The sequence below is a fragment of the Candidatus Glomeribacter gigasporarum BEG34 genome, from assembly GCF_000227585.1.
In the GTDB taxonomy this organism is placed as follows: Bacteria; Pseudomonadota; Gammaproteobacteria; order Burkholderiales; family Burkholderiaceae; genus Glomeribacter; species Glomeribacter gigasporarum_B.
Map to the genome: position 1 here is coordinate 1 of NZ_CAFB01000047.1, position 22,320 is coordinate 22,320.

Here is a 22,320-nt window from a genome sequence, read left to right on the forward strand (position 1 = left end):
AAACGCCTGTCTAGAGCCTTTTTCAGTGAGATTGCACAAGGAGCGAGCGCGCAGACAGTATGAGCCAATACGGCGAGCGCGAAGCGACGCAGTGCAAGCCGCTGAAAAAGGCTCTAAGTGCCTGGGTATGGAGCAGGGATACCTGTCTGAGTCATCTGTTTCACATCCGGCATATGGATGAGCCAGCTTCGGATGCGCTGCGCATCGCCTATTCTGGAATATTTTCCGGATGAATCAAGCAATACAATAATCAATGGACGGTTCTGGAGCGTTGCCTGCATCACCATACATCTGCCGGCCTCATTAATGAAGCCGGTTTTTTGTACGCCAATCTCCCACGCATTGCTAGCCGTCAGCGCGTTGGTATTATGGTAGGTCAATGTTTTGCGGCCAGTAAATACGCTATGTTCCCGATCCGTTGAGAACGCGCGAATCAGTGGATATCGATATGCAGCGCGCACCATTCTGGCCAGATCGCGCGCGCTCGAAACGTTACGGCTTGTCAAGCCCGTGGAATCGGAAAAATAGGTGTCAGCCATGCCGAGTGCGCGCGCCTTTCGATTCATCGCGGCGATAAAGGCCGAGCGGCCGCCTGGATAATAGCGCGATAATGCTGCTGCGGCGCGGTTTTCAGAAGCCATCAGCGCAATATGCAGCATATCCTCGCGCGACAGGCGCGAACCCACTGTCAGACGAGAGCCTGTTCCTTTTTCATAATCGCGATCTCTGTCGGTCACTTCGAGTATTTCGTTCAAAGGCAAATACATATCGAGCGCGACCATTGCCGTCATTAATTTGGTAATGGATGCAATGGGCAACACCGCCCGTGAATTTTTTTCAAATAAGGACTGTTGAGTATTCTGGTCGATCACATATGCGACGCTAGAGCGTAACGCCAGTGCGTCTGGCGTTTCATGCAGGCCGAATGCCTGACCGAAAGAAGGCCGCGCCGGCATAAATGCCGCTTTGCGGATCGCAGCATGCTGCGCGATGATGTGAGGCGCCGGACGGCGCGCGCGCACTGAGCGATGCGCGCCGGATGTGCGGCGGGATACTAAAGCCTTTGCCCTGAATTTGCTTGGCCGGCGGGCGCGGGTTCTGGAAGAAGCGCGAGAAGCGTGTGAGGCCGCTTTGCGTTTATGCGCCGCCGGTTTGGCGTGAGCGGCTGCGGACGTCGCGCGCTGCGCGTGCGCGGAAGCTGGACGGGCATTGAGGTCTGTGGCTGCAAAAGCCGCCGCACAGCCCAGAAAGTGCACGGAGAAAATAAAGCGGTGCCACATGGAACGGATGGGAGTCTTTTGGGCGCACACGATGGGAGCGGAAAATTGGATCAGAAAGCGGAAGCAGGGAAAATTTCTGAGAAGTGTAATGAAACAATTAAAAATTAGCAATATTAAGAACTTAGGGCGCTTATCTAAGCTAACTTCTCAGAACCTGTTTACGCTCTGTCACAAGCGCCTGGAAGGATTGGAGGACGAAGCGCGGGGAACCGGCGCATAAAAAAAGCCGCCTCAAATGATCATGAGGCAGCCTCGAAAAAGCGGCGGCTCGGGAAGGAATCGAACCATCGACACACGGCTCTTCAGGCCGCTGCTCTACCGACTGAGCTACCGAGCCACAAAAATCAAATTATAACAAACACAGGCTACACAGGCCCTAGAGCTGCGCGCCGACCATATCGCGCGGCTTTACCCAGGCGTCGAACTGCGCTTCGCTGACATAAGCAAGCGCCAGCGCGGCGGCTTTTAAAGTCGTGCCTTCCTGGTGCGCTTTTTTGGCGATCTGCGCGGCCTTGTCATAACCAATATGCGGATTCAGGGCCGTGATCAGCATCAGGGACTCATTTAACAAGGTCTCAATCCGCGCGCGGTTCGGCGTAATTCCAGCCGCGCAATGGTCATTAAAGCTGCGCGCGCCGTCGGCCAATAAACGGATTGACTGCAATATATTGTGGATGATCATCGGGCGAAATACGTTCAATTCAAAATGGCCGCTCGCGCCGCCGAAGTTCACCGCCACATCGTTGCCAAACACCTGCGCGCATAGCATCGTCATCGCCTCGGATTGGGTCGGGTTCACCTTGCCCGGCATGATCGAACTACCCGGTTCATTTGCAGGGATCGATAATTCGCCTAGCCCGCATCTGGGGCCGCTTGCCAGCCAGCGCACATCGTTGGCGATTTTCATCAGGCTGGCGGCAACCGTCTTCAATGCGCCATGCGCGTGCACCAATGCATCGGCGGCAGCGAGCGCTTCAAATTTATTCAGCGCGCTGACAAAGGGCAGACCGGTGAACTGGCTGATTTCCTGCGCCGCACGCGTTGCGAACTCCGAATGCGCATTGAGTCCGGTGCCGACCGCGGTGCCGCCGAGTGCTAACTCGTACACATGCGGCAATGCGGCTTCCAGATGGCGAATGCCATGATCCAGTTGCGTGACATAACCGGAAAATTCTTGCCCCAACGTCAACGGCGTTGCGTCCTGCAAATGCGTGCGGCCAATTTTCACAATGTCGGCGAAGTCGCGCGCTTTATCGTCCAGCGTCCGGCGCAGCGCCTGCAGCGCGGGCAATACGCGATTGACAATGCCTTCCGCGCTCGCGATATGCATTGCGGTTGGAAATACATCGTTTGAGGATTGGCCGCGGTTGACATCGTCGTTCGGATGAATCGCGCGCGCGCTGCCGCGCCCGCCCCCGGCAAGTTCACTGGCGCGGTTCGCAATGACCTCATTCAGATTCATATGAGTCTGCGTGCCAGAGCCGGTTTGCCAAATCGCGAGCGGAAATTCTTCAGCATGCCGCCCGGCAATGATTTCATCGGCGGCGGCCATAATCACGCGCGCCTTTTCTTCCGGCAATACGCCCAGCGCGCGATTCACCGCGGCGGCGGCGCGCTTGACCAGCGCCAGCGCGCGAATCAGCTCGGGCGATGGTTTTTCGGTGGAAATACTGAAATTCCGCAGCGAGCGCTGCGTTTGCGCGCCCCACAGGCGCGCCGCGGGGACGGCGATTTCTCCAAAGGTATCGTGCTCAAGACGTGTGGTTTCCATCATTCGGGCTCAATATCATCCTGTGTTGATGCTTACTTTATACTCACGCTTTACCTGATCCTGAAAAACAAAGGAGGAGACTACGATGCGGTTTTTTTGCTGCCGATTCTTAAGCGCAGCCAGTCTGTTTGTGATGATAACAGCTTACGCCAGCTTTCCCGCCTATAAAGCGCTCAATAGCAATACCTATTTTATCCGGTCGGGCGCCGCCGGTTCTAAATGTACTCTTGAAGAACCTTGCGGAAGCCTGAATCAAAAACTCGTCGAGCAGGCGGGCAAGAATGCCCGATTTTATCTTGCGGGCGGGCATCGCTACGATTTAGGGGGGCGCTTAGTCCTGAGTCAAGGTCAATCCCTGTTTGGCCGCACTCAGGACTTCAAAAAGGTCAGCGCGGGCAATGAGCGGCCAGAACTGATCGGCGGGCTCACGATTCAGGGCAAGAATCATGCGCAACCTGTCATCTTGCAGGCCCTTCAACTGGTCAATGGGGCAGAGGTCCAGCGGTTTGGAGTGGATATTGAAAAGGCCCGGGATGTCCGAATTGAGGATGTGCGCATTGGCCAGCGCGATTTTGAAAAAAACTTTGCAAGAGGAATCCAAATCAGCGGCAGTACTGATATCCAGATACAGAATTCCTCTATTTATGCCAGTTCGACCGTTCTGGACGGGTATGGTCTTTTTGTGGAAGGAAACGCCTCCAATATCCTCCAATATTGAAGTCCGCGCAAACCGCTTTGATGTCCGCGCGCCGGGACATTATGCGCGCGCTGTGTATGCAAAAGACGCCGCTTCTCTCAAGCTGAACGCGAATATATTCGATGTGCGCTCGGAAGGGCAGGAAGCGTATGGCGTGCTGGCCGCAAACAAAGCCTCCTTGAGCTTGATGGGCAACCATTTCAAGGTCTTCTCAAAAGGAAATGCGGCGCATCTTATCGCTGATGTAGGCGGTCTGCATGCGCAAGGCGAAGCCTCCTTAACCCTCAGCGGCAATGCCTTTGACCTTCGCCTGGAGGAAGGAAGCAGCGGCGTGATTCGGGATGCTATTGGGGCCGTGACAATAGGAAACGCATCGCTGAACCTGGATAGCAATAACACCTTCAATATCTACTCAGCGCTCAATGGAACCGGCGTAAAAGCCTATGGCAAAGCGCCGCTGAGTATCAATGGCAGCGCCTTTGCGGTAACAGCTAAACATAGCTTTGGCCTCCGGGCGCAGGGCGGCGTGGCGCATGCAATCGCAGACAATCGATTCCTGCTCAAAACAATGCGGGAAACGGGAGGGCGTGTATTTGGCATCACTGGATCTCTGAACTTTAAGGGCGTCAAAAATAATCGTTTTGAGTTATCTGGCCCAGAGAGCGCGGAGATCGTACTCGGTCTCTACACGGGTCATAAAGTGATAGATGATCAAAAACTGGACAAAAATCAAATAGACGCATCGCCTGTTAAAGATGCGCATGGCAATACATTCTCCAGAGTCCGGTGAGATAGGGCCATACATCTAGAGCATTTTTCAGTGAGATTGCACAAGGAGCAAGCGCGAAGACAGTATGAGCAATACGGCGAGCGCGAAGCGACGCCGTGCAAGCCACTGAAAAAGCTCTAGGCGAATTGCGCCGGCGCTTGGCGATGCCAATCCGTCGCGCGCTGAAATGCGTCCGCAATCTGGAGCATGCGCGCCTCATCAAAATAATTGCCGATAAGCTGCATCCCGACCGGACGGTTTTGCTGTGCGCCTGCGCTAAAACCGCAGGGCAGACTCATTGCCGGCAAGCCCGCCAGATTGGCCGATAAAGTATAGATATCGGCCAAGTACATTTGGAGCGGATGATTCATTTTTTCGCCCAGATTCCAGGCCGCCGTCGGTGCAGTCGGGCCGACCAGCACATCGCATTGCATAAAGGCGCGCTGGAAATCCTGCGCAATCAGGCGGCGGATTTTCTGCGCCTGTTTGTAATAGGCGTCGTAATAGCCATGCGAAAGCACAAAGGTGCCGGTCAGAATGCGTCGTTTGACTTCAGCGCCAAAGCCTTCGCTGCGCGTTTTTTTGTACATATCCGTTAGATTGCGGTAAGCGGCGGCGCGGTATCCGTACCGAACGCCGTCAAAACGCGCCAGATTCGACGATGCTTCAGCCGACGCAATGACGTAATACACCGGAATCGATAATTCTGTACTGGGTAAGGAGACGTTGATCAGCGTTGCGCCGAGCGTCTGATAGGTGTTAAGCGCTGCATCGAGCGCGCGCTGCACGTCTGCGGCCAGACCACTGACGCAATACTCTTTGGGCAAGCCAATTCGCAGGCCGTGCAACGGCCGCCCAGGCTGATTTTCAGCAGAAGGCGCCTCCTCCAGCCACGCGCAGCCCAGCTTGCGCGTGAAGTCTTCTGGCGCGCGCGCAAGACTGGTGGAATCGCGCGCATCGAAATCGGCGAGCGCGCTGAGCAGCAGCGCGCAATCCGTCGCGCAGGCGGCCATCGGCCCGGCCTGATCAAGCGATGAAGCAAAGGCAATCATGCCGTAGCGCGAGACGCGGCCATAAGTAGGTTTGATGCCAGTGATGCCCGTCAATGCCGCCGGCTGGCGGATTGAGCCGCCCGTATCGCTGCCGGTTGCGGCGGGCGTCAGGCGCGCCGCAACCGCGGCGGCTGAGCCGCCGGAAGAGCCGCCCGGCACGGCTTTGATATCCCACGGATTCCTGACTGCGCCAAAGAAAGAATGCTCATTCGACGAACCCATCGCGAACTCGTCCATATTGGTTTTTCCGATGCAGACCATGCCCGCATCGGCGAGCTTTTCGACAATGGTGGCATCGAACGGGCTGATGTATTGAGACAATATTTTTGACGCCGCCGTGGTTTTCCAGTGGCACGTGACAAAATTGTCCTTATGGGCAATGGGAATGCCGGTAAGCGGCCCTGCTACGCCGGATGAAATAAGTGCATCGGCGCGTGCGGCTTGCGCCAGTGTGTGTTCCGGATTGAGGTCGATAAAGGCATTCAGGCTTTGCGCCGCCTGGATGCGGGTCAGAAAATGTTGCGCCAGTTCAACAGCGGAAAAGGCTTTGGCGTCAAGCGCGGCGCGCAGTTCGGTCAGATTTTTACGATGCATGGATAATGTAATCAAAATGTGCAAATAAGCATTGCTATTGCAGAGAAATGTGACATGAAGTGGGGTACACTCAAATTTTTTTCAAAAGCCAGCATGATCAAGCGGTTCAATTTTAAAGCGGCTATCGCATTTTGTTTGAGCGCTTTTAGCTTATTTGCACATGCGCAACTCAATATTGATATCTCCGGCGTTGGCTCCCGCCTGTTCCCGATTGCCATCGCGCCGTTTAATCATGAGGATGCCGCGCCTCAGAAAGTAAGCGATATTATTCGCGCCGATCTCGCGCGCAGCGGCCATTTTACGAATATCGACGCGGGGCCGGCGCCGGTTCCGGATGCCGGGCCAATCGACTGGAGCGGCTGGAAAATAAAAGGCGCGGACGCCTTTGTGACGGGCCGCGTCACACGCCTTGCCAATGGCCGGTACGCGCTCCATTTCCGTCTGTACGACACAGTCAAACAGGCGGACCTGGGCGGGCTTTCCCTGACCGGCCCGGCCAGCGCACTGCGCATGAATGCGCACCGGATCGCCGACGAGATTTGTTTTAGACTGCTCGGCGAACGCGGCGTATTTGCAACGCGCATGGCGTATATCATCCGTAGCGGCAATCGCTATCAATTACAGATTTCGGATTCAGACGGCCAAAACGCGCAGATTGCGCTGAGCAGCGCCGAACCCATTATTTCACCCGCCTGGTCGCCCAATGGGAACCAACTGGCCTATGTTTCATTTGAACACAAAAAACCGGTGGTCTATGTCCAATATCTGACGAGCGGACAACGCCGGGTCGTATCGAACCAGAAGGGAAATAATAGCGCGCCTGCCTGGTCTCCGGATGGAAAACGGCTGGCGCTGGCGCTTTCCCTATCCGGCAACACGCAAATCTATCTCGTCAATGCGGATGGAAGCGGTCTGCGGCGTTTGTCGAATAACAGTCACATCGATACCGAGCCCCAATTTTCTCCGGATGGGCAATGGATTTACTTCACCAGCGACCGCGGCGGAATGCCGCAAATCTACCGGATGTCGAGCCAGGGGGAAGCGCGCGCGGGCGGCGCGCAGCGCGTCACCTTTAATGGCGGCTACAATACAACGCCGCGGATCAGTCCGGATGGCCGTTTACTCGCCTATATTTCACGCGCAGGCGGGGCATACAGGCTGCTCATTCGGGATTTGCAAAGCGGAGAGACAGCGGCCCTGACGCAGACTCAACGCGATGAAGCGCCCAGTTTCGCTGCAAACAGCCAGTATATTCTCTATGCAACGCATCTGAATGGGCGCAGCGTACTTGCCATCGTTTCGACCGATGGCCGCATACGCCAGACGCTTTCGGTCAGCGGCGGCGATGTGCGCGAGCCTTCCTGGGGGCCTTTTGTAAATTGAGTCAATTGAATGATTTGGCGATCAAAGATATAAGGAGAAATAAATGTTGTCAAAACTGCGTTTTATTTTTGGGGTTCTCCTGATGGGTGCGCTGGCCGCGTGCAGCAGTCCGAAAGTCGATCAAAATACGGCCGCTCGCAGGGATTTGGACAATAGCGGCGCACAAACAGGTGCGCAAACAGGCGCGATAGGCGCGGATCGCGGACAGGAGGCAGCGCCCGATCCGCTCAATGATCCCAATAGTCCATTGGCGCAGCGCAGCATTTATTTTGGGTTCAACCGCTATGATCTCGCGGAGGAAGATCAATCTCTGCTGCTGCAGCACGCACGTTACCTGAAAGAGCATTCGCAACGCCGTATCTTGATTCAAGGCAATACCGATGAGCGCGGCACTTCTGAATACAATCTCGCGCTGGGGCAGAAGCGGGCCGAAGCGGTGCGCCGCGCTTTGGCGTTGATGGGCGTCAACGGTGAGCAAATGGAAGCCGTCAGTCTGGGCAAGGAAAAACCGCAAGCATTTGGTCACGATGAGGCCGCGTGGAGCCAGAACCGACGCGCGGATATTGTGTATCAATAAGCGCCAGTGAGCGGCATGTTTGGGTTGAAGTTTCGGGCGGCGCTCACGGCCAGCGCGCTATGCGCTGCACTGTTGGGCGCCGCTTCCTCTCATGCCGGATTGTTCGATGATCATGAGGCGCGCCGCGCGATTCTAGACCTTCAATCCCGTCTGGATGCGCTGGAGAGCCAACTGTCCGCCGCGCCGCGCGCCCTGCTCGAGCAGTCAAACCGGCTTGAACAACTGCAGCAGCAGATTGCGGAGCTGCGCGGCCAAATGGAAGCGCTGAGTCACCAGTTTGACTCGATGCAGCAAAGAACCAAGGACGCCTACGCGGAGCTTGATCGCCGTCTGCAACCGCTTGAGCCGCAGCAGCGCACGGTGGATGGTATCCAGGGCACGGTGCAGCCGGGCGAGGCTGAAGCCTTTGATACCGCGTTGCAGCTTTTCCGGAAGGGTGATTTCAAACGTGCAGAAGCGCTGTTCAAAAATTTTATCGCGCAATATCCTGCCAGCCCTTACCAGCCTACGGCCCAATATTGGCTGGGAAATGCGCTATATGCACAGCGCGAATACAAAAGCGCGATTGCAATACTTGAGCGCGTCGTAAAGCGGTATCCAGCGCATCCGCGCGCACCTGAAGCATTGCTTGCGATTGCGCAAATCCAGCTTGAGCAGGGACAGAAAAGCGCTGCACGTAAAACCTTGCAGCAGATTATTGACCGGTATCATGATACTGAGGCGGCGCAGAGTGCGCGCCGCCAGTTAGCGCAATGATCTTAAATCGCTTTTTTTATTCGCATGAGTAAGCAGCCGCGCCCTCTTTTCCAGGTTTTAGAGCATTTTTCACTGATTTTCCCTATGTCGCTTCTCTGCTCTGTGTATTCGGGATCGCTGCGGGGTCGCCTCCATCGCTTTGCGATGGAGACCTGCTCCGCCCGCATCGATCCCCATACTGTCTTCGCGCTCGCTCCTCGGGTAAATCGACTGAAACATGCTCTAACCGTCAAACGCCTGATTTTTGGCATTACGGCGTTAGCGCTGGGTGTGGCCGCCTGGTTCGCGTTCAATGCGAATCAGCGCGCGCCAAAAACAAGGTTCACGTTGCTCTCTGGCCAGAAAATCTCAACAGCGCAGCTGACTGGAAAAGTGTATCTTGTGAATTTCTGGGCGACGAGTTGCAGTGCTTGCAGACGAGAAATGCCTCAAATGATCGAAACTTACGAGACTTTCAAGAATCAGGGCGTGGAACTGATTGCGGTTGCAATGGCTTACGACCCGCCCGCGCATGTCAGACACTATGCTCAGGAGATGCGCCTGCCTTTTAAGGTCGCCATTGACGATGGCAGCGCTGCGCGTCAATTCGGCGATGTTCAGTTAACGCCCACCACCTTTGTGGTCAGCAGGGATGGACGTATTCTGAAGCGTTATATTGGGATACCTGATTTCAGCGCATTGTACCAGATCATTCAATCCGCGCTAGGTTGAACTAGAGCATTTTTCAGCGGCTTGCACTGCGTCACTTCGCGCTCGCGAAAGTAGCAATCTCGCTGAAAAATGCTCTAGGTTGATAATGCCCGCTCAATGCGCGCCCGCACTTCCTCAACGCTGCCTTGTCCGCAAATACGCTGGTATTTGGGAGCGGTGAGCGCGCCTTCTTGTTGGTTTGACCATTTAGCAAAATAATCCATCAGCGGTTTTGTCTGCGCTTCATAAATGGCCAGACGTTTGCGGACCGTTTCTTCCCGGTCATCGTCGCGCTGCACAAGCGGCTCTCCAGTGAGATTGTCCCGTCCATCGATCTGGGGCGGATTCAGAATGACGTGATAGCTGCGTCCGGACGCGGTATGCAGGCGGCGTCCGCCAATTCGCCGGATAATCTCATCGCCCGGCACATCGATTTCAAGTACATGATCAATCGCAATCCCGGCGCGCCGTATCGCTTCCGCTTGTGGAAGCGTGCGCGGAAAACCATCGAAAAGATAGCCATGAGCGCAATCCGGCTTCTGAAGCCTTTCTTTCACCAGATCAATGATCAGCGGATCGGGAACCAGTTCTCCCGCGCCCATGTATTGACACGCCTTGATTCCAAGCGGCGTGCCTTCATGGACGGCTGCGCGCAACATATCACCGGTTGAAATCTGGGCGACTGAAAATTTTTTCCGGATGAAGTCTGCCTGTGTGCCCTTACCCGCGCCAGGAGGACCGAGCAGGATCAAGCGCATTGTTGTATTTTCAGGCAATGTGTTTATTCTTGTATCCGTCATAAATAAAAAGCACGCTGAGTAAGAGCGCGCTGAAAATCGAATACCCATTATGCCATGCCGTCGCGCTCGGCAAACAGAGCGCGGACGCGGGCAAGGTCGGCGCATGTATCGACGCCCGGCGCGGGCGCCTGATGGGTGACGAGCACTGCAATGCGTTCTCCGTACCAGAGTGCGCGTAATTGTTCGAGCGCCTCAATGGTTTCTATTGGCGCGGGCGGTAATTGCACGAAGCGGCGCAGGAATGATGCGCGGCAAGCGTACAAGCCAATGTGGCGATACACTGTATGAGGCACAGGGAAAGACGCATATTGTCCGTTCCAGCATGCGGGCCATGCCTGGAGATTCCAAGGGATTGGCGCGCGCGAAAAATACAGGGCATGACCGCGCGCGTCGAGCACCGCCTTGACAATATTCGGATTTAATATTTCGGCGGTTTCAGTCACCGGGTGAACAGCGGTGGCCATCGCGCTATCGCTGCGGCTGGCCAGATGCGCGGCAACCTCGCCTATCAGCGCGGGCTCAATCAGCGGTTCATCGCCCTGTACGTTGACAATGAGCGTGTCATCGCTCCAGCCGAAATAGCGCGCAGCTTCAGCAATCCGGTCTGTGCCCGACTGGTGATCGCTGCGCGTCAACAGGGCTTCATACCCATGCGCGTGCGCCGCATCGCAGATGCATTGCGCATCCGCCGCAATCAGGACGCGCGCCGCCCCCGATGCGCGCGCCTGCATGGCGACGCGCACGACCATCGGGAGGCCGCCAATATCCGCCAGCGCTTTGTGAGGCAAACGGGATGCAGCCAGACGGGCCGGAATGACCACAATAAAAGGCGGCGCCACGTTTACCCTTCGACTATGCGCCGCGCTTCCTCAACCAGCAGCGCCGGAATGCCATCCCGAATCGGGTAAGCCAGCTTATCGACCGTGCAGATCAATTCCTGGTCGGCGCGCACATGGGTGAGCGGCCCTTTGCAGAGCGGACATACCAGAATTTCAAGCAAACGTTTATCCACGAATTTTCTCCATAATAAGCGTCAGCAGGCGTGGATCGAGCGTTGTGTGAACAGGCACCGCCCAGAAGCGCGCATCGCCCCCGGCGCGGCATTTGACCGCATCCTTTTCAGTGACCAAGATGATATCCGCGCTTACTTTGATAAAGGGATTGCACTGCCAGGCGAAATGGTCCGGGAGCGCCTGGGTTTGCAGTGTCAAGCCAATGCCGCGCAGCATCGAAAAAAAGCGTTCGGGCGCGCCAATTCCAGCGGCTGCCAGAATGCGCGCTCCGATAAATTCAGCCAAAGGCCGCCGCCGGTCTGGATGGCTGATTTGCCAGGCATCGCCAAAGCGCAGTTGGAATGCAAAGGTATTCGGCCAGGACGGTCGCGCAGCGTGCGCGTGAACCAGCGTCGCATCGCGCGCGCGCGCAAGCGGCTCACGCAGCGGCCCGGCAGGCAAAAGCCAGCCATTACCGCCCAGGCGCTCGTCGAACACCGCCAGTTCAACATCACGCGCAAGCTGGTAATGCTGCAAACCATCATCGCTGATGATCAAATTGATTTCCGGATGCGCGTCGCATAGCGCGCGGGCAGCGGCGGCGCGGTCCGGACACACCCATACCGGCGCGCCGGTGCGCTGCGCAATCAGCAGCGGCTCATCGCCGACTTCGCGGGCGTCCGCGTTGAGTGTCACAGCCCGCGGCGCTTTGATGCGCGCGCCATAACCGCGCGAAATGACGCCCGGCCTAAAGCCCTGCTTGCGTAATGCTTCAACCAGCGCAATAACAACGGGGGTTTTGCCGGCGCCGCCGACCGTGAGATTGCCGACGATCATCACGGGCTGAGCGCTTCTAAAAGTCCGGCGCCAGCCAGCCGAAAAACTGGCGCGCCGCGCCGTCATTACAATCCAGAATATCCGCGACAACGGCCACAGTATCCAGGCAAAGACCCCGCGGCGCTGCCATTCACGCCATAGAAACTGCTGCAAGATGGGCGCGTTTACTGTCATAAAACGCATGCATATCTTAGAACCTGTTTACGATCTTACTGCGCACCCGTGATACAGGGTCGGGCGGTGCTCGGAATCCTCACATATATCAAATATGCTCCGCTTCCTGCGCTCCGTCCTTCCCTGTCTGACGGGCGCTCGTGACAGATCGTAAACAGGTTCTTACAAATGGCTTATTGCTCGAATGAGAAAAAAGCCCGAAACTGCACTTGCCGGTCGGCCCAGAATTCCGCCGCATCCCGGAACACGTCTAATAGGGACTCCCGCGCTTCTTTATCAAATTTGGGCGTGGCTGGCAGAGCCTCGAGCACAATCACGAAGCCAGGTTGAGGGCCGGCTTTATCAATCAGCTCTGTCAAACTCTTGTACAGGGATTCATAATTCTTGCCCGCAGATTGGGGGAGCAAAAAAGCGGACACGATGGTTTCGAGCACGGCCGCTTTTGTTTGCGCAGCGGCGCAGGATGTATATAAGAAATGCTGCTTGAGCCGGCCCGCCTCCTCAGCCAGATCGGCTACGCGGAATGCGCGAATCGACTGCACAATATTGGGCCGTACAGTCTTAAAAAGACTCGTTGCTGTTTCATCGAATGAAAAAGGGGAGCGCGCTTTGCGTTCGCACGCGCCTTTGTGTCTGAGCGCAACGCGCCGAAGGGAGGCGGCGTCGCGGTTTTTCAATAAAACGCTCTCAAGATAGGAATTGTGCACAGTAACATAATCGCTCATACCGTTATCATTCCCAAAGCAAGTCTTATCCGCTGAATGCCGGCGCAAAATGGGCGCCTAAAGCTGCGTATTATAAGGGGGAGCAATAAGGGGGAGCAATCTGTTTGCGCTATCCTTCAGGCGTTTCGCGCAGCCGCGCTAGTCGGTCCAAAACATTTTTTCAGCAAATTTCCTGCTTTCCAGTTTCCATGCACATTCACATCTTGGGTATTTGCGGCGCCTTTATGGGCGGGCTGGCGGCGCTTGCGCGCGCGGCTGGCCATCATGTCACGGGATGTGACGCGGACGTTTATCCGCCGATGAGTACGCAGTTGCAAGCGCAGGGTATTGAGTTGCTCAGCGGCCACGATCCCGCTCAACTGTCCGTAAAAGCGGATCTTTATATCGTGGGCAATGCGATTACGCGCGGGAATGCGCTGATGGAAGCGATTCTTGACCAGGGCTTGCCCTATATTTCAGGCCCGCAATGGCTGGCTGAACATGTGCTGTCCGGGAAATGGGTGCTCGCTGTCGCGGGTACGCATGGGAAAACGACGACCGCTGCAATGCTCGCCTGGCTGCTCGACGATGCGCAGTTGAACCCTGGTTTTCTGGTTGGCGGCGTTCCGCTGAACTTTGGCGCCTCGGCGCGGTGGACGGAGTCGAATTTTTTCGTGATTGAAGCCGATGAATACGATACGGCATTCTTTGATAAGCGCTCCAAATTTGTTCATTACCGTCCCAGGACGGTGATTCTCAATAATCTTGAGTACGATCATGCCGATATCTTCTGCGATCTGGCGGCGATAGAGACGCAATTTCACCATTTGGTGCGTACGGTGCCGCGCACCGGAAAATTGATTGTGAATGGCGAAGATGCCGCGCTGAAACGGGTGCTGGAACGGGGTTGCTGGAGCGAAGTCGAATATTTCGGCATCGAAGAAGGCTGGCATGCGCGCGCTGGCGACACGCAGGCGTCCCGGACGCGCGGCGTCGTCTATTGGCGGAAACAGCACGCAGGCGACATTGATTGGCCAATGTCGGGCGTGCATAACCAGCTCAATGCGCTCGCGGCGCTCGCAGCGGCCCGGCACGCAGGCGTGATGCCTGCGCGGGGCGCGCGTTCAATGGCCCATTTTGCGGGCGTTAAACGCCGGATGGAACAATATGGCATTGCGGACGGCGTCACCGTGTACGATGATTTTGCGCATCATCCGAGCGCCATTCTTGCCACCATCGTGGCCTTGCGCGCGCGCGTGGGCGCACAGGCGCGGATTCTGGCCGTGCTTGAGCCGCGCTCGAATACGATGAAGCTGGGCGTGATGAAGGCGCAATTGCCCGCCAGTCTTGAAGGCGCCGACCTGATTTTCGGGTATGGCGCGGCAACGGGCCGCCATGCGCTCGGCTGGGATTTGCAGGCGGCGCTCGCGCCGCTCGCCGGACGCGCCCAAGCCTTTGATGAAATAGATGCGCTGGTCTGCGCCGTGAGCGCCGCCGCCCGACCGGGCGATCATGTGCTCATTATGAGTAACGGCAGTTTCGCCAATGTGCATGCGAAACTGATGGAGCGGTTAAGAACCCGCACAGGCGCGCGCCATAGATCGTGAACAGGTTCTCATCTGTGGAGACAGAGTGAATATCTTTTTTGAGGAATCTGGGGCTCTCAAGGCGGGAGCGGTTTTATCCCGTCAGGACGCTGCATTTCAGGTTGAATTGCCGGGCGGGCGGCGTCTGAAGGTCAAAGAGCGGGATGTGTTTCTTGAGTTCGCAACGCCTGCGGCGGTGGATCTGATGCAGACAGCCCATATGCAGGCGCAGAACATCGATCTTGATTTCTTATGGCAATGCGCGAGCGATGAGATCTTTCATTTCAACGCGCTCGCGAATGAATATTTTGGCGCGGGCGCAACCTCCGAAAACCGCGCCGCGCTCGCGCTGCGCGTGCATCACGCGCCCATTTATTTCCGGCGCAAGGGGCGGGGCCAATATCAGCGCGCGCCGGAGGCGCAACTGAAGGCGGCGCTGGCCGGGCTGGAACGGCGCCAGCAACAGGCCGAGCAGCAGGCGATCTATGAAGCGGAACTCAAAGCGCGCCGCTGGCCGGCGGCGTTCGACGGCAAAGCGCTAACGCTTCTGACCAAGCCGGATAAAAACGCCATCGAGTCCAAAGCACTGAATGCCGCAGCAGCAGCGCTGGGTATTTCCGCCGGACAATTGATGATCGATTGCGGCGCGATTGCGTCGGCGCGCGCGCTGCATCACGCATATTTTCTGGCGGAATATTTTCCGCATGGCGCGGGTTTTGGAACGGCGGCCCCGTACATCGCGAACGCGCCGCTGGATGAATTGCCGCAAAGCGGCGCGCGCGCATTCTCAATTGACGATCTATCGACGACGGAGATTGACGACGCTTTTTCAGTCGAAGCATTGACGAATGGCCGGTTGCGGATCGGGATTCATATTGCCGCGCCCGCGTTGGGCATTGCGCGCGGCGATTTCATCGATTCTCAAGCGCGCGTGCGTTTATCGACCGTTTACGCGCCCGGCGAAAAAATCACGATGCTGCCAGAGACCGTGGTGGAGCAGTTTACGCTCAAGGAAGGGGGCGACCGGCCAGCGTTATCGTTATATCTGATTGTCGATGGAACCTCGTATGAGGTGATTGCGACTGAAACGCGCATTGAGCGCGTGTATGTAGCGCACAATCTGCGTCATAACACGCTGGATACGGCGGTGACGGAAGAAACTTTAGCCTTAGAGGACAACGACTATCCGCATCGGGACGGGATCGCCGCGCTCTGGCCCTTTGCGCAAAAACGGCATGAGCTGCGCCAGCAGGCACGTATCGGCTATGGGTTGAAGCGTGAAGCGCCGGGAATCGTCGATTTCAATTTCACCATCGAAGCAGAACGGGTCATTATTACGCCGCGTCGGCGGGATTCGCCTCTTAACCGAATCGTCGCTGAACTGGCGATTCTTGCCAACAGCCTGTGGGGCAAGCTGTTGGCTGAATATGGCGTCCCTGGCATTTACCGCGCGCAGCAGCGCGCGTTTGGACCGGTTCGGACGCGGATGCAGATCACCCCGGCCCCGCATGAAGGATTGGGCGTTGCGCAATATGCATGGAGCACTTCGCCGCTGCGGCGTTATGTCGATCTGGTCAATCAGTGGCAATTACTCGCCTGCGTGCGCAATGGCGTGACCGCAAAACTGGTAGCGCCGTTTAAGCCCAAGGATGCGGATTTATATGCAATTGTGCAGAATTTTGATGAAACCTATTCTGCCTATCTGGATTACCAGCGCCGCATGGAGCGCTTCTGGTGTTTACGCTGGCTCAGACAGGAACAGCGCACCCGCGTTTATGCAACGCTGATCAAGGAAAATCTGGTCCGCTTCGATGAGATTCCGCTGCACGCGCATATTCCCGGACTAGGCGCGCACGCGCCAGGCGCGCGGTTGCTGCTGGAAATCATTGCGGTGGATGAAGTCATGCTCGATGTGTCATGCCGGCTGGTTCAGGCGCTGCCGCATCATCATGAAACACCGGGCTAGAGCATTTACTATGCGTTATGCGGTGATCGGCACTCCAATTGAACATAGCCAATCCCCCTGGATTCATCGCTGCTTTGCCGCTCAGTTGGGTGAACACATCGATTATGCGCCCCTTCAAGCGCCTCTGGACGGCTTTGCCGCCTGCGCGCGGCGGGCAGACTAGCAGGCGGCGGAATCCTTTTTTGTGTGGCGCGGCCAACGTCCGGACAGTGCACCGGTGATTGAACAGTTGCGCGCCCGGATGCTTAAAATGGCTTGACAACAACCAACACCACGATGGCTGAGAAAATCAACATTGGCAGCTCATTGAATATTCGATAGCCAGGCGCATGCCGCGGCGCGCGCCCTTGTTCAAAGCGGATAAGCAATATGCCGCACGCCGTGTGATAGGCGATCAATAAAAAGACCAGCCCCAATTTGGCATGCAGCCAGCCACTGCCCGGACCGCGCCCAATGCCAGCGATCAGCCATAGCCACAGTCCGAAACTGATGGCCGGAACCGAGATCAGAGTTGCAAAACGGAAGAGTTTGCGGGCCATCAGCAGCAGGCGCGCACGCGCCGCTGGCTCCGTTTCAAGCGCCAGATTAATATAGAAGCGCGGCAGATAAATCAGGCCCGCAAACCATGCGGTGACGAAAATAACATGAAAGGCTTTAATCCATAACATAAGGGACTTGTCTCCCATACCATTGTAATCCTCGAGGATAACTGAATATGGACGCGCCTAAACCTCCAAAAATATTGATCGTGGATGATGATGCCCGGCTGCGTGATTTATTGGGTCGTTATCTGACGGAGCAGGGGTTCAATGTGCAGCTCGCCGAGCATGCGCTGGCGATGGACAGGATGCGCATGCGCGAGCGCTTTGATCTGCTGGTGCTGGATTTAATGTTGCCCGGCGAGGATGGACTGGCGATTTGCCGCCGGCTGCGCGCCGTCCCGGACCGCACGCCGATCATTATGTTGACCGCCAAAGGCGCGGATGTAGACCGGATTATTGGGCTTGAGATGGGCGCGGATGATTATTTGCCCAAGCCGTTCAATCCGCGCGAGCTGGTTGCGCGCATTCATGCGGTGCTGCGCCGCCGCGCGCCGCCAGAGTTGCCGAGCGCGCCTTCTGAACAGACTGAAATCTTCAAGTTCGGCGATTTTACGCTCAACCTTGCAACGCGCGCCTTGACTAAAAACGGTCAGGAAGTGCCGTTGACAACCAGCGAATTTGCATTGCTTAAAGTCTTTGCGCGAGCGCCGCGTCAACCGTTGTCGCGCGACAAATTGACGGAACTCGCGCGCGGACGCGAATATGAAGTGTTCGACCGCAGCCTGGATGTGCAAATCTCGCGGCTGCGCAAATTGATTGAACAGGATTCGGGCAATCCCCGCTTTATTCAGACGGTGTGGGGACTGGGATATGTATTTATCCCGAATTAAATTCCTAGAGATCATCTGCGGCGGACTGTTCCGGCGCACCTTTTTGCTGATTGCGCTGTTGCTTTCGGCGAGTCTGGCGGCGTGGGTTGAAGGCGTGCGCATTCTTGAACGCGAACCGCATGCGCAGCGCGTCGCATTGCAATTGGCGTCCATCGTCAAACTGACCCGCGCGGCGGTGCAGTATGCGCATCCCGATTTGCGCGCGGCGCTGCTGCGGGATATTGAACGGAACGAAGGCGTCAGTCTCTATCCGCGCACGCCGGACGATGTGGCGCTTGGAACCGCGGCGCGGCGGCCATTAAGCCGGATGATCGAAGCCGATGTCCGCCAGTATTTGGGCGCGGATACGGTGATTGCGCGTTCAGTGAATGCGAAGCCCGGCATCTGGATCAGTTTCAGGATTGGAAATACTCACTACTGGGCCGCGCTTGACCGCGCGCATCTCGATATTGTCACGGGCCTGCGCTGGCTCGATTGGGCGCTGATTGCATTGGGATTGTCGCTGCTGGGCGCGATGCTGATGACGTATTTTGTAAATCGCCCGTTTGCGCGACTGGCGCGCGCAGCGCGCCAGATCGGCGCGGGCCGGATGCCAGAGCAATTAGCTGAACAGGGCTCAGGCGTGATTGCCCAGACGAATCGCAGTTTCAATCAAATGGCGCGCGATTTGCGGCAACTGGAGGAAGATCGCACCTTAATGCTGGCCGGGATTTCGCATGATCTGCGCACGCCGCTGACCCGTCTTCGGCTTGAAGTTGAAATGAATTCAACGGATGCGGCGGCGCAGAGCGCGATGATTGCCGATATCGAGCAGATAGATGCCATTCTTGCCTCTTTTCTGGAATACGCGCGCCCGCTGCCGCGCCCGCTCGCTAAAGTCGATCTGGCGCTGCTGGTGCGTCAGGCGGCTGCCCGCTTTGCGCGCAAAGATTCGATGGAGATCGCGCTGCAACTGGCCGAACCCGCCATGATTCAGGCGGATGCTGCCGATCTGCGCCGAATTCTCGATAATGTGCTTGAGAATGCGCGCAAATACGGGCGCAGCGCGGAAGACGCGATTGTGCATGTACAGATCGCGCTGCGCAGACAGCAGAATCAGATGGAATTATTGATCCGGGACTGCGGGCCAGGCATTGCGCAGGATCAGCTTGAGCGCGTGACCAGACCCTTTTACCGCGGCGTTGCGGCGCGTAGTCAGAGCGATGGCGCGGGGCTTGGGATGGCGATGGTACAGCGTCTGGTTAGCCGCTGTCAGGGCGCGCTCCAACTGCGTAACTGCAGCCCGGAGCCAGGTCTGGAGGTGAAATTGACTTTTCCGCGCACTTAGAGCATTTTTCAGAGGCTTGCACTGCGTCGCTTCTCCGCAGTCGGTATTCGAGATCGCTGCAGGGTCGCCTCCATCGCTGCGCGATGGAGACCTGCTCTGCCCGCATCGATCTCTATACTGTCTTCGCGCTCGCGCCAGTGCAATCTCACTGAAAAATACTCTAGGATGCGTCAGTCAAACTGGCCAATCCGCTTCAGCTTTGAAAAATTCATCCAGATAAAAAACGCGCGGCCGATCAGGTTCCGATCCGGGACGAATCCCCAATAGCGGCTATCGGAGCTGTTATCGCGGTTATCCCCCATGACAAAATACTGGCCTGGCGGTACGGTACAGATCACGCCCTCCAGTGTGTAGGCGCAATGATCTTTGAACGGGAAATCGTATGTATTGATAATAACGCCTGGCGCAGCCGGATTTTTCAGCAGGACATGGCTGCGCGCATCCACGGTTTCACGGTATTGCCGCGTATACGCCATCCGCTCCTCGTCAAAATAATCAGGCAAGGCGATCTCCGGCACCGGCTGGCCATTGATCGTCAACTGTTTGTTCAGATATGCAACGGCATCGCCGGGCACGCCGATAATGCGCTTGACGTAATCGATGCTTTCATCTTTGGGATAACGGAATACGGCGACTTCACCGCGCCGCGGATTGCGGTTCTGGACCAGTTTGATGTTCAGCACCGGCAAGCGCAGGCCATAATCAAATTTATTCACCAGAATGAGATCGCCAATATCGAGCGTCGGCAACATTGAACTGGACGGGATTTTGAAGGGCTCAACGATAAAGGAGCGCACAATGAATACGGCCAGCAGAACCGGAAAAAAACCCGCTGAATATTCAAGCCAGACAGGCCGCCGCAAGGCTTCCTTTTGAGTCTGCGCATCGGCATGGCCGGCTGCCAGGCGGCGCCGGCGCGGCAGGAAAAATAGCTTGTCCGCGCACCACACACTCCCTGTAACGAGTACCAGAATGGAAAAGATCAGCGTAAAGTTCATATTTTTACCTTTTTCGGGCGTTTCGTACAGCCGCGCTGGCGGCGTTGCGCCTCCTTGCCGTACTAGTTTGTACTGTCTGCGTCGGCGCGTCTTGCCAGCGCGGCTGTACGAAACGCCTATCTCTATTTATCTTCAACCTGCAAAACCGCCAAAAAAGCATCCTGAGGAATCTCCACGCGGCCCACCTGCTTCATCCGTTTTTTACCGGCCTTCTGTTTTTCCAGCAATTTCTTTTTGCGCGTGATATCGCCGCCGTAGCATTTGGCGAGCACATTCTTGCGCAATGCCTTGACGTTTTCGCGCGCAATGATCTGTGCGCCGATCGCGGCCTGAATCGCCACATTGTACATTTGACGCGGAATCAGCTCGCGCATTCTGGCCGCTAAGGCGCGGCCGCGCGCCTGGCTTTGCGAACGGTGCGCGATGATAGAGAGTGCATCGACCTTGTCGCCATTGATCAACAGATCAATTTTAACAACGTCGGAGGCGCGGTACTCGCTGAATTCATAATCCATCGATGCATAACCGCGCGAGACGGATTTCAGCCGGTCAAAAAAATCAAGCACAATTTCGGCCATCGGCATTTGATAGCTTAAGTGCGCTTGCCGGCCGTGATAGGACAAATCCGTCTGAATGCCACGCCGCTGCGTGCACAAGGTGATGACTGCGCCTACATATTCGTGCGGCGCATAGAGTTGGACGTTCACCATCGGTTCGCGGATCTCTTCTATCTTTGCGGACTCTGGCAATCGCGCTGGATTTTCAACCCAGACGCGCGCGCCGTCGCGCTGCAACACTTGATAGACCACTGTCGGCGCGGTGGTCAATAGCTCCATGCCGAACTCGCGTTCCAGCCGTTCCTGCACAATGTCCATATGCAACAGGCCGAGAAAACCGCAGCGGAAACCAGAACCGAGCGCTTGCGATGATTCCGGCTCGTACTGGAGCGCGGCATCGTTCAGTTTTAATTTTTCCAGCGATTCGCGCAGCGCCTCATATTGGTTTGCTTCAATCGGATACAGCCCGGCGAACACCTGCGGCTTGGCTTCCTTAAAGCCCGGCAGAGGAGCGGAAGCAGGATGGCCCGCCAGCGTGACCGTATCGCCGACTTTCGCTGCGGTGAGCGTTTTGATGCCCGCGATCACAAAGCCGACTTGACCGGCAGACAGGCTTTCTCGCAATTGCGATTTGGGCGTAAAGACGCCGATTTGTTCGACTGAGAATTGCGCGCCGCTCGCCATGAACATCATGCGGTCTTTCACGCCCAGCGTGCCGTTGACAATGCGCACCAGCACCACGACGCCCACGTAATGATCGAACCATGAATCAATGATGAGCGCCTGCAGCGGCGCATCTGGATCGCCGGACGGCGGCGGAATGCGGGCAATCAGGGTTTCAAGCAGATCAATGAGGCCCGCGCCGGTTTTAGCGCTGCATTGCACCGCGCCCGACGCATCCAGTCCAATGATGTCCTCAATTTCTTTGCCGGCTTGCTGCGGATTTGCGCTCGGCAGATCGATCTTGTTGAGCACGGGCACAATTTCAAGTCCCAGATCGATTGCGGTATAGCAGTTCGCAACCGTTTGCGCTTCCACGCCCTGACTCGCATCCACAACCAATAACGCGCCTTCGCATGCCGATAAGGAACGGCTGACTTCGTATGAAAAATCGACGTGCCCAGGCGTGTCGATCAGGTTGAGCTGATACGGTTCGCCGTTAAGGGCGCGATAGACGAGCGCCGCGGTTTGCGCTTTGATCGTAATCCCGCGTTCGCGCTCAAGCGCCATTGAGTCAAGCACCTGGGCGGACATTTCCCGCTCGGAAAGGCCGCCGCAATGCTGGATGATCCGGTCCGCAAGCGTCGATTTACCGTGATCAATATGCGCGATGATGGAAAAGTTCCGGATCTGGCGCATCGATGAATGGGCCACGCGC

21 protein-coding genes, 1 tRNA gene and 1 pseudogene are annotated in these 22,320 nt (G+C 56.6%); 11 read left to right on the forward strand and 12 right to left on the reverse strand.

The window, feature by feature from the left end:
• Positions 1-113 precede the first annotated feature (113 nt).
• From pbpG to fumC, 3 genes are all read right to left on the reverse strand, one after another.
• Positions 114-1,280: a D-alanyl-D-alanine endopeptidase gene (gene pbpG / locus CAGGBEG34_RS06010; RefSeq protein ID WP_006682891.1), complete on the reverse strand. Its 1,167-nt coding sequence runs from the start codon at positions 1,278-1,280 to the stop codon at positions 114-116.
• A gap of 264 nt (positions 1,281-1,544) precedes the next feature.
• A tRNA-Phe gene (locus CAGGBEG34_RS06020) sits at positions 1,545-1,617 on the reverse strand.
• 39 nt (positions 1,618-1,656) lie between these two features.
• Positions 1,657-3,054: a class II fumarate hydratase gene (gene fumC / locus CAGGBEG34_RS06025; RefSeq protein WP_006682892.1), complete on the reverse strand. Its 1,398-nt coding sequence runs from the start codon at positions 3,052-3,054 to the stop codon at positions 1,657-1,659.
• 130 nt (positions 3,055-3,184) lie between these two features.
• Between fumC and CAGGBEG34_RS06030 the strand changes: the two genes are divergently transcribed.
• Complete coding sequence (locus CAGGBEG34_RS06030; protein WP_042688229.1) at positions 3,185-3,769, forward strand: hypothetical protein; 585 nt, start codon at positions 3,185-3,187, stop codon at positions 3,767-3,769.
• The gene (locus CAGGBEG34_RS06035) at positions 3,696-4,538 is read left to right on the forward strand and encodes a hypothetical protein (RefSeq protein WP_158641817.1); all 843 of its coding nucleotides are present in this window, start codon (positions 3,696-3,698) and stop codon (positions 4,536-4,538) included. The genes CAGGBEG34_RS06030 and CAGGBEG34_RS06035 overlap by 74 nt, the downstream gene beginning before the upstream one ends.
• A 116-nt stretch (positions 4,539-4,654) precedes the next feature.
• Here the strand turns inward: CAGGBEG34_RS06035 and gatA are convergent, their stop codons facing one another.
• On the reverse strand, positions 4,655-6,163 hold the full coding sequence (gene gatA, locus CAGGBEG34_RS06040) for an Asp-tRNA(Asn)/Glu-tRNA(Gln) amidotransferase subunit GatA (RefSeq protein WP_006682893.1): 1,509 nt from the start codon (positions 6,161-6,163) through the stop codon (positions 4,655-4,657).
• Between the two features lie 54 nt (positions 6,164-6,217).
• Here gatA and tolB point away from each other — a divergent pair, with 54 nt between their 5' ends.
• The 4 genes and pseudogenes from tolB (at position 6,218) to CAGGBEG34_RS06060 (ending at position 9,590) form a co-directional block, all read left to right on the forward strand.
• A complete protein-coding gene (gene tolB / locus CAGGBEG34_RS06045) occupies positions 6,218-7,546 on the forward strand; it encodes a Tol-Pal system beta propeller repeat protein TolB (protein ID WP_006682894.1) in 1,329 nt (442 codons plus the stop codon).
• Positions 7,547-7,763: 217 nt separating this feature from the next.
• Positions 7,764-8,123 (forward strand): annotated as a pseudogene (gene pal, locus CAGGBEG34_RS06050) (peptidoglycan-associated lipoprotein Pal); the annotation flags it as partial.
• A gap of 15 nt (positions 8,124-8,138) precedes the next feature.
• Positions 8,139-8,879 carry a tol-pal system protein YbgF gene (ybgF, locus tag CAGGBEG34_RS06055; protein ID WP_006682896.1) on the forward strand — a complete coding sequence of 247 codons (741 nt, stop codon included), beginning with the start codon at positions 8,139-8,141 and terminating at the stop codon, positions 8,877-8,879.
• 144 nt (positions 8,880-9,023) lie between these two features.
• On the forward strand, positions 9,024-9,590 hold the full coding sequence (locus CAGGBEG34_RS06060; RefSeq protein ID WP_006682897.1) for a TlpA disulfide reductase family protein: 567 nt from the start codon (positions 9,024-9,026) through the stop codon (positions 9,588-9,590).
• A gap of 74 nt (positions 9,591-9,664) precedes the next feature.
• Here the strand turns inward: CAGGBEG34_RS06060 and adk are convergent, their stop codons facing one another.
• The 5 genes from adk to CAGGBEG34_RS06080 all read right to left on the reverse strand — a co-directional run bounded on the left by adk (position 9,665) and on the right by CAGGBEG34_RS06080 (position 13,097).
• Positions 9,665-10,327, reverse strand: a complete 663-nt coding sequence (gene adk, locus CAGGBEG34_RS06065) for an adenylate kinase (protein WP_006682898.1) — start codon at positions 10,325-10,327, stop codon at positions 9,665-9,667.
• Positions 10,328-10,416: 89 nt separating this feature from the next.
• A complete protein-coding gene (gene kdsB, locus CAGGBEG34_RS06070) occupies positions 10,417-11,208 on the reverse strand; it encodes a 3-deoxy-manno-octulosonate cytidylyltransferase (protein WP_006682899.1) in 792 nt (263 codons plus the stop codon).
• Between the two features lie 2 nt (positions 11,209-11,210).
• Complete coding sequence (locus CAGGBEG34_RS10200) at positions 11,211-11,381, reverse strand: Trm112 family protein (protein ID WP_006682900.1); 171 nt, start codon at positions 11,379-11,381, stop codon at positions 11,211-11,213.
• A complete protein-coding gene (gene lpxK, locus CAGGBEG34_RS06075; protein WP_042688240.1) occupies positions 11,374-12,372 on the reverse strand; it encodes a tetraacyldisaccharide 4'-kinase in 999 nt (332 codons plus the stop codon). The genes CAGGBEG34_RS10200 and lpxK overlap by 8 nt, the downstream gene beginning before the upstream one ends.
• 173 nt (positions 12,373-12,545) lie before the next feature.
• Positions 12,546-13,097, reverse strand: coding sequence for a barstar family protein (locus tag CAGGBEG34_RS06080; protein ID WP_006682902.1), 552 nt, complete (start codon positions 13,095-13,097; stop codon positions 12,546-12,548).
• A gap of 188 nt (positions 13,098-13,285) precedes the next feature.
• Between CAGGBEG34_RS06080 and mpl the strand changes: the two genes are divergently transcribed.
• Genes mpl through CAGGBEG34_RS10205 form a run of 3 tightly spaced genes read left to right on the forward strand, consistent with a single transcriptional unit; the run spans position 13,286 to position 16,791 of the window.
• Entirely contained in the window at positions 13,286-14,683 is a 1,398-nt protein-coding gene (gene mpl, locus CAGGBEG34_RS06085; protein ID WP_006682903.1) for a UDP-N-acetylmuramate:L-alanyl-gamma-D-glutamyl-meso-diaminopimelate ligase, read from the forward strand.
• 25 nt (positions 14,684-14,708) lie between these two features.
• Positions 14,709-16,628, forward strand: coding sequence for a ribonuclease catalytic domain-containing protein (locus CAGGBEG34_RS06090; RefSeq protein WP_006682904.1), 1,920 nt, complete (start codon positions 14,709-14,711; stop codon positions 16,626-16,628).
• Positions 16,612-16,791, forward strand: coding sequence for a hypothetical protein (locus tag CAGGBEG34_RS10205; RefSeq protein WP_081463768.1), 180 nt, complete (start codon positions 16,612-16,614; stop codon positions 16,789-16,791). The genes CAGGBEG34_RS06090 and CAGGBEG34_RS10205 overlap by 17 nt, the downstream gene beginning before the upstream one ends.
• Positions 16,792-16,873: 82 nt before the next feature.
• Here the strand turns inward: CAGGBEG34_RS10205 and CAGGBEG34_RS06095 are convergent, their stop codons facing one another.
• Positions 16,874-17,296, reverse strand: a complete 423-nt coding sequence (locus CAGGBEG34_RS06095) for a CopD family protein (protein ID WP_006682905.1) — start codon at positions 17,294-17,296, stop codon at positions 16,874-16,876.
• Between the two features lie 47 nt (positions 17,297-17,343).
• Between CAGGBEG34_RS06095 and ompR the strand changes: the two genes are divergently transcribed.
• Together ompR and CAGGBEG34_RS06105 are read left to right on the forward strand one after the other, a co-directional pair.
• Positions 17,344-18,060 (forward strand): osmolarity response regulator transcription factor OmpR, encoded by a 717-nt coding sequence (gene ompR, locus CAGGBEG34_RS06100; protein WP_006682906.1) that lies wholly within the window; start codon positions 17,344-17,346, stop codon positions 18,058-18,060.
• Positions 18,041-19,387, forward strand: a complete 1,347-nt coding sequence (locus CAGGBEG34_RS06105) for an ATP-binding protein (protein ID WP_006682907.1) — start codon at positions 18,041-18,043, stop codon at positions 19,385-19,387. The genes ompR and CAGGBEG34_RS06105 overlap by 20 nt, the downstream gene beginning before the upstream one ends.
• 170 nt (positions 19,388-19,557) lie before the next feature.
• Here the strand turns inward: CAGGBEG34_RS06105 and lepB are convergent, their stop codons facing one another.
• A complete protein-coding gene (lepB, locus tag CAGGBEG34_RS06110; protein WP_006682908.1) occupies positions 19,558-20,385 on the reverse strand; it encodes a signal peptidase I in 828 nt (275 codons plus the stop codon).
• Between the two features lie 122 nt (positions 20,386-20,507).
• Positions 20,508-22,301: a translation elongation factor 4 gene (gene lepA / locus CAGGBEG34_RS06115; RefSeq protein ID WP_006682909.1), complete on the reverse strand. Its 1,794-nt coding sequence runs from the start codon at positions 22,299-22,301 to the stop codon at positions 20,508-20,510.
• Between the last annotated feature and the right edge of the window lie 19 nt (positions 22,302-22,320).